This window comes from Aurantibrevibacter litoralis (assembly GCF_034651555.1).
Classification (GTDB): Bacteria; Bacteroidota; Bacteroidia; order Flavobacteriales; family Flavobacteriaceae; genus Aurantibrevibacter; species Aurantibrevibacter litoralis.
Genome location: NZ_JAYEEQ010000003.1, coordinates 201,734 through 217,875 on the forward strand (window position 1 = coordinate 201,734; position 16,142 = coordinate 217,875).

The 16,142-nt window shown below is 40.2% G+C and carries 16 protein-coding genes; 13 read left to right on the forward strand and 3 right to left on the reverse strand.

Annotated features, from left to right (window positions below; all coding sequences use genetic code 11):
- The first annotated feature begins 9 nt into the window (after positions 1 to 9).
- Together U1E44_RS04515 and U1E44_RS04520 are read left to right on the forward strand one after the other, a co-directional pair.
- Complete coding sequence (locus U1E44_RS04515; protein WP_322929860.1) at positions 10 to 618, forward strand: nucleotidyltransferase family protein; 609 nt, start codon at positions 10 to 12, stop codon at positions 616 to 618.
- A gap of 26 nt (positions 619 to 644) precedes the next feature.
- Positions 645 to 1,727, forward strand: coding sequence for an amidohydrolase family protein (locus U1E44_RS04520; RefSeq protein ID WP_322929861.1), 1,083 nt, complete (start codon positions 645 to 647; stop codon positions 1,725 to 1,727).
- A gap of 18 nt (positions 1,728 to 1,745) precedes the next feature.
- Here U1E44_RS04520 and U1E44_RS04525 read toward each other — a convergent pair whose 3' ends face one another.
- Entirely contained in the window at positions 1,746 to 1,883 is a 138-nt protein-coding gene (locus U1E44_RS04525) for a hypothetical protein (RefSeq protein WP_322929862.1), read from the reverse strand.
- Between the two features lie 230 nt (positions 1,884 to 2,113).
- Between U1E44_RS04525 and U1E44_RS04530 the strand changes: the two genes are divergently transcribed.
- The 10 genes from U1E44_RS04530 to U1E44_RS04575 all read left to right on the forward strand — a co-directional run bounded on the left by U1E44_RS04530 (position 2,114) and on the right by U1E44_RS04575 (position 13,901).
- The gene (locus tag U1E44_RS04530) at positions 2,114 to 3,142 is read left to right on the forward strand and encodes an SMP-30/gluconolactonase/LRE family protein (protein WP_322929863.1); all 1,029 of its coding nucleotides are present in this window, start codon (positions 2,114 to 2,116) and stop codon (positions 3,140 to 3,142) included.
- A gap of 264 nt (positions 3,143 to 3,406) precedes the next feature.
- Positions 3,407 to 3,856 carry a cold-shock protein gene (locus U1E44_RS04535; RefSeq protein ID WP_322929864.1) on the forward strand — a complete coding sequence of 150 codons (450 nt, stop codon included), beginning with the start codon at positions 3,407 to 3,409 and terminating at the stop codon, positions 3,854 to 3,856.
- A gap of 232 nt (positions 3,857 to 4,088) precedes the next feature.
- A complete protein-coding gene (locus U1E44_RS04540; RefSeq protein WP_416242046.1) occupies positions 4,089 to 5,357 on the forward strand; it encodes an MFS transporter in 1,269 nt (422 codons plus the stop codon).
- Positions 5,358 to 5,593: 236 nt separating this feature from the next.
- The gene (locus tag U1E44_RS04545; protein WP_322929866.1) at positions 5,594 to 7,117 is read left to right on the forward strand and encodes an aldehyde dehydrogenase family protein; all 1,524 of its coding nucleotides are present in this window, start codon (positions 5,594 to 5,596) and stop codon (positions 7,115 to 7,117) included.
- 118 nt (positions 7,118 to 7,235) lie between these two features.
- Complete coding sequence (locus U1E44_RS04550; protein WP_322929867.1) at positions 7,236 to 7,616, forward strand: DUF779 domain-containing protein; 381 nt, start codon at positions 7,236 to 7,238, stop codon at positions 7,614 to 7,616.
- A gap of 29 nt (positions 7,617 to 7,645) precedes the next feature.
- A complete protein-coding gene (locus U1E44_RS04555; RefSeq protein ID WP_322929868.1) occupies positions 7,646 to 8,317 on the forward strand; it encodes a haloacid dehalogenase type II in 672 nt (223 codons plus the stop codon).
- A 147-nt stretch (positions 8,318 to 8,464) separates the two neighbouring features.
- Positions 8,465 to 9,706, forward strand: a complete 1,242-nt coding sequence (locus U1E44_RS04560; RefSeq protein WP_322929869.1) for a mechanosensitive ion channel family protein — start codon at positions 8,465 to 8,467, stop codon at positions 9,704 to 9,706.
- Between the two features lie 172 nt (positions 9,707 to 9,878).
- Entirely contained in the window at positions 9,879 to 10,808 is a 930-nt protein-coding gene (locus U1E44_RS04565; protein ID WP_322929870.1) for an EamA family transporter, read from the forward strand.
- A gap of 349 nt (positions 10,809 to 11,157) precedes the next feature.
- Positions 11,158 to 12,468 carry a DEAD/DEAH box helicase gene (locus U1E44_RS04570; protein WP_323673847.1) on the forward strand — a complete coding sequence of 437 codons (1,311 nt, stop codon included), beginning with the start codon at positions 11,158 to 11,160 and terminating at the stop codon, positions 12,466 to 12,468.
- A 77-nt stretch (positions 12,469 to 12,545) separates the two neighbouring features.
- Positions 12,546 to 13,901 carry a DEAD/DEAH box helicase gene (locus U1E44_RS04575; protein WP_322929872.1) on the forward strand — a complete coding sequence of 452 codons (1,356 nt, stop codon included), beginning with the start codon at positions 12,546 to 12,548 and terminating at the stop codon, positions 13,899 to 13,901.
- A gap of 51 nt (positions 13,902 to 13,952) precedes the next feature.
- Here the strand turns inward: U1E44_RS04575 and U1E44_RS04580 are convergent, their stop codons facing one another.
- A complete protein-coding gene (locus tag U1E44_RS04580) occupies positions 13,953 to 14,747 on the reverse strand; it encodes a 3-keto-disaccharide hydrolase (RefSeq protein ID WP_322929873.1) in 795 nt (264 codons plus the stop codon).
- A 166-nt stretch (positions 14,748 to 14,913) separates the two neighbouring features.
- Here U1E44_RS04580 and U1E44_RS04585 point away from each other — a divergent pair, with 166 nt between their 5' ends.
- Positions 14,914 to 15,366: a KTSC domain-containing protein gene (locus tag U1E44_RS04585; protein ID WP_322929874.1), complete on the forward strand. Its 453-nt coding sequence runs from the start codon at positions 14,914 to 14,916 to the stop codon at positions 15,364 to 15,366.
- Here U1E44_RS04585 and U1E44_RS04590 read toward each other — a convergent pair.
- Entirely contained in the window at positions 15,346 to 15,930 is a 585-nt protein-coding gene (locus tag U1E44_RS04590; RefSeq protein WP_322929875.1) for a pseudouridine synthase, read from the reverse strand. The two genes, U1E44_RS04585 and U1E44_RS04590, sit on opposite strands and share 21 nt — an antisense overlap.
- Positions 15,931 to 16,142 lie beyond the last annotated feature (212 nt).

The following is a 16,142-nucleotide window of genomic DNA, read 5'->3' on the forward strand; positions in this document are numbered from 1 at the left end:
CAGCGCACAATGAAGAAGTTCGTGATCCTCATTCTCGCTGCCGGGAATTCTTCTCGTATGGGAAGCGTCAAGCAATTGTTACCGTGGAAAAATGGCACCTTACTAGAAAACGCCATTCAGCAAGCTACGGCCTCGCATGCTAACGAGGTCATTGTGATTTTAGGAGCTCATGCCGAAAAAATTAAAAAAAATAAACCGATACACGGTGTAAAATACTTAGAGAACAAAAACTGGGCATCTGGTTTGGGCACTTCCATTGCCTTTGGAGTACAATATATTCAAAATCACCCAAACAAACCGAAAGGTGTGCTACTAATGCTTGCCGATCAACCGCTTGTAAATACTGCTTTTCTCAACGAAATGATGCTTCGTTTTGAAGAAGCTCCCAACAGCATTATAGCTACAAAATACAAGAACAGATATGGCGTGCCTGCCCTATTTAGTCCGGATTACTTTCGGGAATTGGCTATGTTGCATGATGATTTTGGCGCTAAAATGATTATAGAAAACTATAAAGACCGTATTTTAGCGATGAAATCCGCTGGAAAAACTGCAGATATTGATAGTCCGGAAGATTACGTGCGACTTAAAAATTATAATCTGAAAAATGAATCTTGACAGAAAACCTTTAAAATTCTAAACGTATGCGAAAAATTATGTTGTCTCTGGTACTTTGTGCCATAATCTTCTCTAGTTTGAAAGCACAAGAAATGAGTTTTGAAGATTACAACCCCAAATCTACCTTGGTTGTGCCAGCACATGAGGTAAAAAAAGCGAAATTTCCATTTATTGATGTACATAGTCATCAACGCAATATGGGGAGTCAGGACTTATCCCAATTAATTTCAGACATGGATAAACTGAACATGGGGATTATGGTAAACCTCAGTGGCGGTTCCGGAGAGGCTATCAAAAGTGCAGTACAGAACATCAGTCAAAACTATCCTTCCAGATTTGTAGTTTTTGCGAACGTGCAATTTAATGGGGCTGGGGGTGCCCAATGGGCAGCAAAGGCTGTTGCACAACTTGAAGAAGACGTAAAAAATGGAGCAAAAGGGTTAAAAGTATTCAAAGGTTTAGGACTTAGAGATACGGACGAAAATGGAAATCGTTTGGCTATAGATGATGTGCGGTTAGATCCTATTTGGAAAAAATGTGGGGAGTTGGGCATTCCGGTGCTTATACATGCTGCTGACCCTAAATCATTTTGGGACGATGTCAATGGCGACAATGAACGATGGTTAGAATTAAAAACAAGACCGGGGAGAAAAAGGAGCGATACCGATCCGGCACCCTGGCAACAAATTATATCGGAACAGCACCGCGTGTTTGCCAAGCATCCGAACACAAAATTTATAAATGCCCACATGGGGTGGTATGCCAATGATTTGGATACGTTAGGAAAATTAATGGACAAGTACCCCAACATGTCTGTAGGCATAGGAGCCATTATCGCTGAACTCGGAAGGCAACCGCGGCATGCCAGGCAATTTTTTATCACCTATCAAGACCGTATTTTGTTCGGAAAAGACAGTTGGATCCCGGAAGAATTTCCTACCTATTTCCGGGTGCTGGAAACGGCAGACGAATATTTTCCATATCATAAAAAGTACCATGCCTTTTGGGCTATGTATGGTTTAGATTTGCCAGATAATGTGCTAAGGAAGGTATATTATGAAAACGCATTAAAACTTATACCCGGACTGGATAAAAAGTTATTTGAATAGTAAATGCCCAAAATAAGCTTACGGTTCAGTAGTGGACATTGGCTTTACATTTTTACCGTAATCCTGAAAAATACCACAGGAGTTCTCCTTTTTAATGAGTGATTTTTCTTTTTTCTTTTTTATCAACGATGCGATTTGCGGCGATAGAAACTGCATAGCTTTATACTTTTAAGGTTATATTCCTAACGATTTTACGGTGAAATTGTTATTTGGCAATCTGAAATTCAGGTTGCTTGTTATAAATTTAACAAAAAACAGGATAGCATGTATACCTATAACCTGTGAAATTGAATTTTTAAGAATAGATTTTCTACTTCATCAAAAACCACTAGCTATTTTCTTTAAAAGTGTATCTTTAGAAGTAGTTAAATGAGAAACTGTTAAGAATGAAAAAGCTTAGAATAACCTTACTGCCATTTGCCATCCTTTTGTTGGCCTGTAAGGAAGTGCCACAAAAGGAAATCTCTCAACCGGAAACAAAAGAATTCCATTTTTCGATTGAAATTTTGGACGATGAAGCGCTGAATCTATTAGATCCCGAAGCTGAACTAAAAGTTCTAGCAGGGGGTTTTCAATGGACTGAAGGGCCTCTTTGGATTTCATCGGGAAATTATTTGCTTTTTTCAGAAATCCCCGGGAATAAGGTGTATAAATGGGACGCTGTAAACGACACTACGGTTTACCTGCAACCATCGGGCTATAGCGGTGCCGGCTATTACAGTAAAGAACCCGGTGCTAATGGACTATTGCTTAATCCGCAGGGCGAATTGGTGCTCATGCAACATGGCGATCGAAGAATTGTTAAAATGAACGCCCCTTTAGATGCACCGTCGACCAATTTCATAACCCTTGTAGACAATTACCAAGGAAAAAAATTGAATAGCCCCAATGATGGCGTATTCGACAGAGAAGGTAACCTCTATTTTACAGATCCTCCTTATGGCCTTCCAGCTGGGATGGCAGACCCGAGCAAAGAACTCGATTTTCAAGGCGTGTATTTCTTGCGTACCAATGGTGAACTAATTCTATTGGATAAACTATCACGGCCTAATGGCATTGTACTTTCCACCGATGAAAAAACCTTATACGTGGCAGTTTCAGACGAATCGCATGCGGTTTGGTATACCTATGATATCGAGGATCCCGGGCAGGTAGCCAACAAACATTTGTTTTATGATGTTACACATCTCATAGGAAAAGAAGGGGAACAGGGCTTGCCCGATGGCATGGTAATGCATTCTCGTAACTATCTTTTTGCTACAGGACCGGGTGGTGTTTGGGTTTTTACCGAAAAAGCCAAGGCTATTGCAAGGATTCACACAGGATTAGCGACTTCAAATTGTACATTTTCGGCAGACGAACATACGCTATATATTACCGCAGACGATTTTTTACTTTCTGTAGATGTGCTGTAATACTACGCTTTTAGCAACGGCTTGTTATTTTTGTCTGTGTTTTTGAACATCAATTGCGTAAACAATCCATAATAATCAAAAATTGCACCTTATATTTGTAACGGATATTGGAGTGTTGTTTTTTTAGTGTTAAATTACAGCGCAACCGTAAACTTCCTGGCAAATTGAATTAGACTATAACAAATACTTCGTATTTTTTATTGCTATTATAAGCGGGTAACAGAGATCTGTAATTAAAATTAACTTAAAAAATTAAAAGCACCTATGGCGAGAGCTCAAGAAACCTTTGGTAAAAAGGAAAGAGAAAAAAAACGCTTAAAGAAAAAAGAGGAAAAGCAGAAAAAGAAAGTAGAACGAAAGGCCAATGCTACCGGTGGAGGCTTGGAGAATATGTTGGTTTATGTAGATGAATTTGGTCAACTTACCGATACGCCGCCAGATCCATCGAAAAGAATTAAAGTGGATGCTGAGAGTATCGTTATTGGGGTACCTAAAAAGGAAGAACAAGAACCCGAAGATCCTATTCGGAAGGGTAAAGTTTCTTTTTTTGATAGTTCTAAAGGTTTTGGTTTTATCATAGACAGTGAAAACCAGGAAAAGTATTTTGTACATGTAAGTGGTGTCCTCGAAGCCATTGAAGAAAACGATAAGGTTTCTTTTGAATTGGAGCGTGGGCAAAAAGGCATGAACGCTGTTAGAGTAAAGAAAGTGTAGTTCGGTACATACCGTTGAACTGTTGTCAATTTGGGTCATACTTCGTCGCAAAAACAACTCATAGAAGTTTGTAGTTTCTTTATAATATAGGTAATGTAATCATTTAAGGTGACATGGTTAGGGTTGTTACAGAAACCGTTTTACCTGCAAATTTACTATTGGTTTTCCCTTTTCGGTGGGAGAGGCAATGTACATTACTGTACTAAATCCCTCGATGAGGGTTTCATTGTTTATGACCAAATCGGATCCTTATGCCGCTTTGCGGTTTCAAGAGTTCAATATATTTCTTATTGTACGCTTTGCCATGGTATTTGCGTGGTCCATGCAATTTGTAATAATAGAATGGGAAGTGTACAGCCTTACAAAAAATCCACTATCGTTAGGGATTATCGGTTTAATGGAGGTTATTCCTGCGGTTGGCATGGCACTGTTTGCGGGTCATATTGTGGATCAGAAGGAAAAAAGAACACTCTTATTTTGGTGTTTATTGGGGTTTTTCGGGATCAGTTTCGGACTTTTTCTACTCACTTGGCCTAGAATAACGAGTACAATATCGTTTACTGCCACCCTGTACACCATCTATTTTTTGGTTTTTCTCGGAGGGTTAGTACGTGCCTTTATAGGACCTACCGTCTTTTCACTTTTTGCCTTAATTGTTCCTAAAAAAGTCTATGCTAATGCGGCTACTTGGAGCAGTTCGGTATGGCAAATAGGCGCGGTACTTGGCCCTGCTCTTGCAGGATTTGCCATTGGATGGATTGGGGTTCATTGGGCTATGTGTCTCATTCTTGCCTTTGTTGGTGTCGCTATGCTGAGCCTTAGCCGCATCCAAAAAAAGCCGTTATTAAATCCTAATTTGAGAGATCCCCTGTGGAAAAGCTTAAAAGTGGGACTGAAATTTGTAAGAGATACCAAGGTAATTCTCGTTGCCCTTGCATTAGATATGGTTGCGGTGTTATTTGGTGGTGCTGTGGCTTTGTTGCCTATTTTTGCACAAGATATTTTAAAAGTGGGCGCAGATGGATTTGGCGTTTTGCGCGCTGCTCCTGCTGTAGGCGCTTTTTTAATGATGTTCTTGTCGGCATATTTCCCTTTAACTAAAAAGGCCGGACTAAAATTACTTGTTGCGATTTTTGGTTTTGGACTTTGTATTATTGTTTTTGGGCTTTCATCGTGGTATTGGCTTTCGGTGATGGCCTTATTTTTTAGCGGCGTTACAGACGGTATTTCAATGATCATCCGCCAAACGATATTGCAATTAAAAATCCCCGATCATATGCGAGGTAGAGTGGCTTCTGTAAACGCTATTTTCGTAGGATCTTCCAACGAGTTAGGTGCGTTCGAAAGTGGATTAACGGCAAAACTGATGGGTACCGTTAATGCAGTCGTTTTTGGAGGAATAATGACCCTGATTACAGTAAGTAGTACGGCATTATGGGCTCCGAAATTTCGAAAATTAGATCTTAATGAAGAGGTAGAAGACAGTCAGCAAGTACCTTAATTCATTTTTTTTCAACCCAATAGATATCCTAAAAATTCATTCTATGATTCGTAACCCGACGGGTGATATTCATTGAAAAACCAAAAATAACCCTTCAAATTATAATATTGACAAAATACAGGGATTAATATTGTTAAATAATCATAATTGTTGATACTTAGCGAATCTAATTTTCTTTCAAAAAGAATAAATTTAGTACCTTTCTTAGGAGAAAATAATCTAATAAATAAGCGAATATGGAAACACAAGAAGCAGTCTACAATACCGTAGAACGACCCAAATTTAAAGAAAGGTATGATCACTTTATTGGAGGTGAATGGGTAAAACCCAGTAGTGGGGAGTATTTTGATAATATTAGCCCTATAGACGGCAAAGTCTTTACACAAGCAGCGAGAGGAAACAAAGACGATATTAATAGGGCATTAGATGCGGCCCATGCGGCATTTCCGAAATGGTCTACCACTTCCGCCGCTGCGAGAGCCAACGTGCTCCTAAAAATAGCCGATGTCATTGAAGAAAATTTGGAATTTTTAGCACGAATAGAAACCGTGGACAACGGGAAAGCACTCCGGGAAACTAGGGCAGCCGACTTACCGCTCTGTATAGATCATTTTAGATATTTTGCAGGTGCCATACGAGCCGATGAAAGTTCTATCTCCGAACACGATTCTAATACCATCAGTATTAATCTGCAAGAACCCCTAGGTGTGGTTGGACAGATTATACCTTGGAATTTTCCATTGCTTATGGCCACATGGAAAATAGCACCTGCGCTGGCTGCCGGCTGCTGCACGGTGGTAAAGCCTGCTGAACAAACGCCTACCAGCATAATGGTGCTTATGGAGTTAATTCAAGATATTGTGCCTCCGGGCGTATTAAATGTGGTTACCGGTTTTGGAACCGAAGCAGGAAAACCCTTGGCCATGTCGCCTCGGATCGCTAAAGTGGCCTTTACAGGAGAAACCACTACCGGCAGATTGATTATGCAATATGCCTCGGAAAACCTTATTCCTGTGACCATGGAATTGGGAGGGAAATCGCCCAATATTTTTATGAAGAGTATTGCTGATGCCGATGATGACTTTTTTGACAAATGTGTAGAAGGTGCCGTTATGTTTGCCTTGAACCAAGGAGAGGTATGTACCTGTCCGTCCCGAATTTTGGTAGATGAATCTATTTATGACCGCTTTATGGAACGGGTTGTGGCCAGAACCAAGGCTATAAAAATGGGTCATCCGTTGGCCGACGATACCATGATGGGGGCACAAGCATCGAATGATCAATATGAAAAAATTCTTTCGTATTTAGACATAGGAAAACAAGAAGGAGCCGAAGTGCTTTGTGGAGGAGATTCGGCACACCTCAATTCCGGTTTAGAAAACGGCTATTACATACAACCTACCATTTTTAAAGGACATAATAAAATGCGAATTTTTCAGGAAGAAATTTTTGGTCCTGTAACTTCCGTAACCACCTTTAAAAATGCAGACGAAGCCATAGCCATTGCCAACGATACATTATATGGCTTGGGTGCCGGAATATGGACCCGAGACGCGCATGAAATTTACCAAATGCCACGTGCTATTAAAGCGGGTAGGGTATGGGTAAATTGTTATCACGCTTATCCGGCTCACGCGCCTTTTGGAGGGTATAAAAAATCCGGATTTGGTAGAGAAAACCACAAGATGATGCTTAACCATTATAGAAACACCAAGAACATGCTTATTTCTTACGATAAGAAGAAATTAGGTTTTTTTTAGATCAATCTAAGAAGATAGTGATCTAATTTTTGAAGAGAAGGTAATCCGCTACCTTCTCTTTAATTTTTAATAAAATTTTGCAACCTAAAGATGGTGTATCATCCTTAAAAATAAACGTATGAATACTATAGCAGTAACACGAGTAGAGGCAACCCCTAAAGCCGAAGAAGTCATAGAAACACTACGGAAACGCTTCGGACCATTAATGTTTCACCAAAGTGGTGGCTGTTGCGATGGCTCATCTCCCATGTGTTTTGAATACGGAGAATTTAAAATTGGCGAGAGCGATATCTTATTGGGTAGGGTACACGATTGTCCGTTTTACATGTCGAGAGATCAATATGAATATTGGAAACATACCCACCTTACACTAGATGTCACCAAAGGGCGTGGTTCTAGTTTTTCACTAGAAATTCCTATGGGAGTCCGATTCATGATTCGATCTCGACTATTTACCAACGAGGAATTAGATCGACTTAACGCTACAGGAAATCTCTAAACTACGTTGCCTATTATATCTTTTCATCCATGTTGACAAAGCCTAAGTTATTAATTTTTGATGTAAACGAGACGCTTCTCAATATGCAACCCTTAAAATCTAAGGTAAATTTTGCGCTAAAAAACGATTTTGCTTTTGCAATTTGGTTTTCAACATTACTTCATTATTCCCTTGTAGAATCCGTGTCGCAACGTTATCGAAGTTTTAGCGCCATTGCAGCAGCCACCTTTGAAATGGTGTCGCAACAGTTTAATGTGTCTCTGACTCCCGCTGATATTCAAAATATATTGAGTACCATTACAAAACTACCTGCTCATCCTGATGTTGCCGAAGGACTTACAAATCTAAAGTTGGCACAATATAAAATAGCAGCACTAACCAATGGCGACCTTAAAGTAGCTGAAGCCCAACTGAATTACGCCGGAATACGTCCTTATTTTGATATGGTTTTAAGTGTGGAAAGTGTTGGCTATTATAAACCTCATCCCAATGCGTATGCGCACGCCCTTAAAACTATGAATTGTGCTGGGAATGATGCCATGATGATCGCAGCACACGGCTGGGATATTATGGGCGCACAACAAGCAGGTATTCAAAGTTGTTTTATTGCACGTCCGTCGCAATTCCAGTATCCTTTGGTTGCCGAGGCAGACCTGACGTGTTCGGACCTTATAGAAGTGGCCCGGGTATTAGCTGCCTAAAACATTAGGTTAAAAGGAATAGTGGTAAAATCTCTGGAGATTATATGCAAATCGTAATGATATCGTAAAGCGGAAAAGGCAAATACATCTCTTACATTCATAGTGCAATGTGTATTTTTGCAATTCATATAGTATAGATGTATTGGTATGTTAAAAAAATGGCTCACGGAGATACTTTCCGATTTTCAAATTAATCCGTTGTGGATAGAGATAGCCAATGCGGTACTCTTACTCATCGCATTGCTTTTCTTGATTTTTTTTATCGATTTTATTTTGCGAAAATTGATTTTAAGTTCCTTTACGCAATTTGCGAAGCGTACGGAAACCAAATTTGATGATATTGTTATACAAAATAAAGTACCCCGCAATATAGCCCATATTGTACCTTTTCTTCTGGCGCTAGAATTTGTGCCCACAGTATTTTCCGATTTTCCTTATGTAGAAATTTTGGTGGAAAAAGCACTATGGGTTTTTGCTATAGTGCTACTTTTATGGCTAGTGCGCAGTGTGCTAAATGCCTGCAAGGATTATTTAAAGACCTTAGATAATTTTAAACAAAAACCCATAGACAGCTACGTACAGGTGTTTATGATATTTATATGGGTATTGGGCATCTTTTCGGCCATAGCCATCCTAACAGAGATAAAATTCGTCACTTTTATCACCAGTTTAGGTGCCGTTTCTGCGGTTATTTTATTGATTTTTAAGGATACGCTGTTGGGGTTTGTGGCCAGTATTCAGGTTTCCATAAACGATATGGTGCGCATAGGGGACTGGATTACTTTTGAAAAATACGGTGCCGATGGCGATGTCATCGAAATTAACTTGGCTACTGTTAAAGTGCAAAATTTTGACAAAACCATCACCACCATACCCACCTATGCCTTAATCTCCGACTCTTTTAAAAACTGGCGCGGTATGTCCGAATCCGGAGGTAGACGTATTCGAAGAGCCATCAATATTCGCATGAAGAGCATTAAATATCTTACGGAAACTGATGTGGATAGACTTCGTGCTATAACGATTATTGCCGACTATTTACACCATCGTCAAACCGAAATCAAAAACTACAATCATCAACAAGAAATAGACAAAACGCTGTTGCTCAACGGACGCAACCTGACCAATTTGGGGGTTTTTCGGAAATACATCGAAAGCTACATACAAGGGCATTCTGCAATTAACAAAGATATGATGATTATGACCCGACAGTTGGCACCCACCACTCAGGGAATACCGTTAGAAATCTATGCCTTTAGTGCCGACAAACGATGGCAGAATTATGAATATATCATGGCCGATATTTTTGACCACATCATTGCCGCCGTCCCGTATTTTGATCTTGAAATTTTTGAATTACAAGGTTTTTCTCAGGACATGCGGTCGTAGTCACTTTTCATTCCGCCAACACAGTAACATTTTTTAATAGTTGAGTGCAGTTTGTTTCGTTTGTGTAATTTTACAACCAGAAACCATAAGGCTGTACCTTTGCTGTGCATATGTAATTGCGACCCCAATGGGCTTTAAAATAAATTTGTACAACAATAGAACAGCATAAACTATGGCCAAGCTGCCAAAAACGTCGCTAATTATCCTTGCCTTCTTTGCCATTTACGTAATTTGGGGATCTACCTATTTGCTCAATAAAATTGCTGTTTCAGAACTCCCGCCTTTCATGTTGGCTGCTATACGATTTTTGACCGCCGGTATTCTCATTTTTATCATTGCCAAAATAATGGGAATTTCTATACGCATTACACCGAAGCAATTTAAAAATACGGTCATTGCCGGATTTCTGTTCCTTACCTTTGGAAATGGGGTAGTGGTTTGGGCACTAAAATTTGTAGACAGTGGTTTTGCGGCATTAGAAATATCGGCACAACCCCTTGTAATTTTACTCTTGATGCGTGTATTGCAAGGAAAGAAAATTAAGGCCATGTCTGTGGTGGGTGTGGTATTGGGCATCATCGGCATTTATTTGTTAGTAAGTCAGAAACAGGTACTAACCCAAGAAGGCTCGGTTGCGGGTATGGTAATGATTTTCTTTTGTATGATCAGTTGGTCTTATGGGAGCATCTTTGTAGGTACATCAGATCTTCCCTCTAATTATTTTGTAAATACAGGCTATCAAATGGTTACCGGAGGCATCATGCTGAGTATTGCAAGTTTGCTTTTTGGAGAATATTGGTCACTACCAACAGCCTGGAGCAGCCCCGTGCAGATTTCGATGGTACTGCTTGTTCTTTTTGGTAGTATTGTAGCTTTTACGTCCTTTAATTACCTCTTAAAAACAGTGTCGCCCGAAAAAGTAGCAACCTCCACCTATGTAAACCCTATTGTCGCATTACTTTTAGGTTGGTTTTTTTTAAAAGAACAAATTTCCACGCAATCGGTCTTAGCCGCTATTTTGATGCTTACGGGCGTATATTTTATTAACACGAAGAAAAAATTGGCGCTGTTTTCGAGATTTCGGAGTGTAGGGAAATCCTAAGTCCTTGCTAATTCATTGGAGTAACAGCAAAGTGGGTTGTATGGGTTAGCCATAGCGTAAATCTGAGAGCGAAATCCTCAAAAGGAAATCGGGGAATAGCACTATTTTAAGCTTCACAAGAGCATGATTGTAATGCCTCCTGATTCTCAAAAATTTACAGCTTGCCATTTTCTGACAAAAGAGTAGCTATCTTTACGGCAACAGAAAGATTATCTAGGGTAATCTTATATTTCTTTGGTATCCCTGAGCTTTACAAGTACAATACAGCAGCCTGTGTTTTCGTAAATGAGAAGCCATGGTAATAGCGATCACCCAAATGACATACAGTAGCAGAAATATAAACAGACCTATGGCCAACGCGCTAAAAACACAAAAGGATATTTTAGAAAAATTAAATATTCATCAACTAAATCCCATGCAAGAGGAAGCAATAGGGGTCATCTGCGCCAATACCAACACCATTTTGCTCAGTCCCACAGGCACTGGCAAGACCTTGGCATTTTTGTTGCCCATTATCGAAATTTTAGATCCAAACCTGCCCGAAATTCAGGCTTTAATTTTAGTGCCTTCCCGGGAACTGGCCCTGCAAATAGAGCAGGTAATTCGCGAAATGGGTTCTGGCTATAAGGTTAATGCAGTCTATGGTGGCAGAGCCATGGCCAAAGATAAAACGGAATTAAAACATGCCCCCACGATTTTAATTGGCACCCCGGGGCGTATCTCCGATCATATTGACAATGAAAGAATTACCACAAAGCACATAAAGACCTTGATTTTGGATGAGTTTGATAAATCGCTGGAAGTGGGTTTTGAAGACGAGATGAAATTTATTTTAGGAGCCCTGCCTGCCGTTCGCAAACGAATTTTAACCTCTGCCACCGAAAGTGTTCGCATTCCCGCTTTTGTGCGATTACAACAACCCAAAACAGTCAATTATTTAGGAGGAGTTGCTTCAAAATTAACTTTAAAAACGGTATTAGCCTCGCAGAAGAATAAGTTAGCCACCCTTTTTGATCTTATACAAGAAGAAGAACACCAATCCGGAATTGTTTTCTGTAACCTCAGGGAAAGTATTCTGAAAGTGAGCCGATTTTTAGATAAAAATAATATTGTCCACGGCTGTTTTCACGGGGATATGGAGCAAAAGGAAAGGGAACGCACCCTTATAAAATTCAGAAACGGCAGTTATAAGATTATTATAGCGACCGATTTGGCGGCCAGAGGCATTGATATTCCCGAATTGAAGTATATTGTACATTTAGAATTGCCGTTACAAGAAAAGGAATTTACACACAGAAATGGAAGAACTGCACGCGTAAATGCCAAGGGTACCGCCTATGTGCTGCAATGGGAAAAGGAGGTTTTGCCAGATTTTATTAAAGATTCGAGCATCGTTACCCTTGGAAAAAAGGCGAAGGTGAAACCGCCGTATTGGCAAACATTATTATTGTCCGGAGGGCGAAAAGATAAGATTTCTAAGGGCGATATTGCCGGATTGTTTTTCAAGCAAGGTAACATTCATCCCGATCAACTAGGGGTAATTGAGTTAAAACAGGATTGTACCTTTGTCGCAGTGCCAGTAGAAATTGCTCAAACGCTTGCGACGCATTTAAACAAAACTAAATTAAAACAAAAAAAAGTACGCATCACGCTCATTTAATAGCGCTGTGACCAAAGAGTGCATATTGTCCCGCAGAATGCTAAATCGTACATCAAAAAAAATGCAACATAAAAAAGATGACAGCTACCTTTGAAGATTTTAAAATTTCACAAGCCTTACGCAATGCGATATCGGATATGGGGTTTGAGAAGCCCACCCCTATACAATCGGCTTCCTATGGAGTGATTACCGCCGGGAAAGATATGGTAGGCATTGCCCAGACCGGAACAGGAAAGACGTTAGCGTATATGTTGCCCATTTTACAAACATTTGCCTTTAATAAAGACCGGCATCCAAGGGTGTTGGTCCTGGTACCCACCAGAGAACTGGTGGTGCAAGTGGTTAGCGAAATTGAAAAATTTGCCAAATACACAAGTGTAAAAACCGTTGGTGTCTATGGTGGTGTGCCTATGAACCGACAAAAAAATGCCTTAGCCGATGGTTCTGATATTGTGGTGGCCACGCCCGGTAGATTGTACGATTTGGTATTGAGTGGTGCGCTTCGCCTAAAATTGATTCATAAGTTGGTGATTGATGAAGTAGATGTAATGCTCGATCTTGGCTTTCGATTTCAACTGACCAATATTTTTGAACTTTTGCCCGAACGGCGTCAGAACATCATGTTTTCGGCTACCATGACGGACGAGGTGGACGCTCTTATTAATGACTTTTTTGTGCAGCCGGAAAAAGTATCAGTAGCCCTTAGCGGTACCCCTTTAGAAAATATTGCGCAACAAGCGTATGCCGTTCCCAATTTTTATACGAAGGTAAACGTTGTAATCCATTTGCTTCAGGACACCGTCGTTTTTCATAAGGTGTTGGTCTTTGTGTCTAACAAAAAAAGTGCCGATCGCCTATTTGAATCCTTGGATGAATTTTTTGGGGAAGAGTTATGCCTTATTCATTCTAACAAAACCCAAAACTACAGATTGCGATCTATAAAACAATTTGATGAGGGCAAAAATCGAATTATGGTCACTACCGATGTCATGGCACGCGGACTGGATTTGGAGAAAATTTCGCACGTCATTAACTTTGACACCCCTATGTTTCCTGAAAACTACATCCATAGAATAGGAAGAACCGGGCGGGCAACAGAAAAAGGCAAAGCCATTTTGTTTTTTACGGAAACAGAACGCCCTGCCAAAGAGCGAATAGAAGCGCTGATGCAAATGAAAATACCGACCTTAGCCTGTCCTCCGGAAGTCCAAATTTCAGAGCAATTAACACCGGAAGAGACGCCTAAAAACACAGAGCCGAATAACCCGATAAAACCTTCGGAAGACGGTTCTAAAGGTGCTAGTTTTCATGAGAAGTCCGAAAAAAACAAAAAAACAAACCTAGGAAGCAAATACAAACGCACCATAAAAGTAAAATACAAAAAGCCCAAAACCCGAGGAGATAAGGCGTTGAACAAACGCAAGAAAAGGTGATGGTTAAGGTAGCTAGTGCTGGAATCAAGGTGTTGCCTTAAAAAATAGGAACTACAACTTTTTTAAACGAATATTGCGATAGGCCACTTTCATAGGAGGGCCTACATGCACCTGAACCCCCAGATAGCCTGCTAACCGTCTGTTTATGGTGTCATTATCCATAACATCGCTCATTAAAATTCCGTTGATATAGTGCTGCATACGATTCCCTTGAATGACAAGGCGACAGCTGTTCCAGTCTTCATGCTTAATTTTTGATTTTAAAGAATCTATATGTCCCAAAGAGCCCACCACCGCTCTACTTTGCCAGGCATTTTGTGCGATGTTGGCACGAAACGATCCCTCTTTTTCAGGGTTAGGTTGTGTACTTACGGTTACTTTTTCACCTCTGTAAGCCAAAGTCGTGCGTTTGCGTTCTTCGTAATTTTGCCCCGTATATCTGATTTTACCATCAATATCGGCTTGGTAGCCCCGGAGCGCAAAAGGTACGCTGTCTAATCGTTCACTGCGGTAATTAATGCCACTATTTCCGGCATCTGCTATGTTGAACTCCAATTCCAATTCAAAATCAGAAGGTTGTCCACCTTTCCATATAATAAAGGTATTTTTTTTGAGTAGGGTAGTAGGTGTAACCTCGCCTACCAAATTCCCGTCTTCTACCCGCCAGTAGGTGGGATCTCCTTCCCAATCCTCTAAAGATTGACCGTCAAAAATGGAAATAAAACTAGCAGCTTCGGTGGTGCTTTGCTGTTCCGGCAATTTTTTGGACGCTTTTTTTGACTCGCCACATGAAGACAGAGTGGTAAGTACTAAAAGTAGCGTTGGCAGTGTCTTAAAATGAGGCATAGTAGCAGTGTTTAGATTACAAAGAATTCACTTTAAGATCCAATATAGTAAAAAATAGGTTTCAGTAGCTCTTCCCTTTACGGGAATTGACGTTCGTTTGGGGGTAGCGACCTTCACATCCACATAAAAGGAGTACTTTCGCGGCTGGTTATTAAAATCGATACCTATGAAACGTATTACCGAATACAAAAAAATGTTTTCCATTGAAAAGGAAATCGAATTGAAAACACTAAAAATAAAATATCGGGACTTGGTAAAGCAATGGCACCCGGACAAGTTTCAGGAGGGCGACCCACTCCGTGAGGAAGCGGAAATTAGAAGTAGAACGATTATAGATGGCTATCATTTTTTGGTAAGCATGGCACCGGAAACCAAAGCAGCCAATTTGGTTGCCTATACCAAAACCATAACGGAATCTGGTATAGCCGATTTTCAACACAAAGGTCTTTTGTTAGAAGTTACATTTTTGGACGGGAGTACCTACGAATATTTTGGAGTGTCGAAAAATATTTATAGTAAACTCATTAATTCACCAAAACAATATCGGTTTGCCAAACGCAGTATTTTCAATTCTTTTCCGTATCGGAAATCTAAAAAATTACTGCAAGAGGTGGGGTAGATTGCAGGCAGCTACCTCACCGGGAGCCATAGTTCCAAGGGATATACCGGCAATGCGTACGCGTACCAGTCTTAAGGTAGGAAATCCCACGGCGGCTGTCATTTTACGAACTTGTCTAAACTTGCCTTCTGTGAGTGTTATGCTAATCCATGAACTGGGTCTGTGGCGATCTATACGCAATTTGATATCGGCCTTTGGTAAATTTGGCGTTACCCCCAATACCCTTACACGACAAGGTTTAGTTAGATATTTTTTTCCGCAGATTCCAATGTGGACGCCTTTAGCTAATGTTTCTGCCGCATCTCCAGAGATTTCGCCGTCTAATTGCGCATAATATTCTTTTTCAATTCCTGAACTGTTCACAGTATCACTCAATTTACCATCGGTGGTCATGAGTAACAAACCTTCCGATTTTTCATCTAAGCGCCCTATAGGCATGCTGCCTTTTGGAAAAGGGAACAGTGCGTCTAAAAACCGTTTTTTACGCATCTCTTTGGGATCATTAGAATGTAATTGACTTAACATTCCGAAGGGTTTGTACAGTTTATAATGAACCTGTGGCATAAAAGGATCTATTGTGTTTATTGGTAAAAAACCTGTAATGGAAATTCAAAAGTAAGCAATATGGGGTATTACAGGACGTTGGTTAGGTATAAGCCTAAAACGTTTAAAATAAATGGGGTAGTTCATCGAAAAAAATAGATAAAGAGCGCTTTTTAGGTAGGGTATAAGCAACTTGCGCTGTTTTAAAGGTGTACCCTTATTAGGAGGCGAAA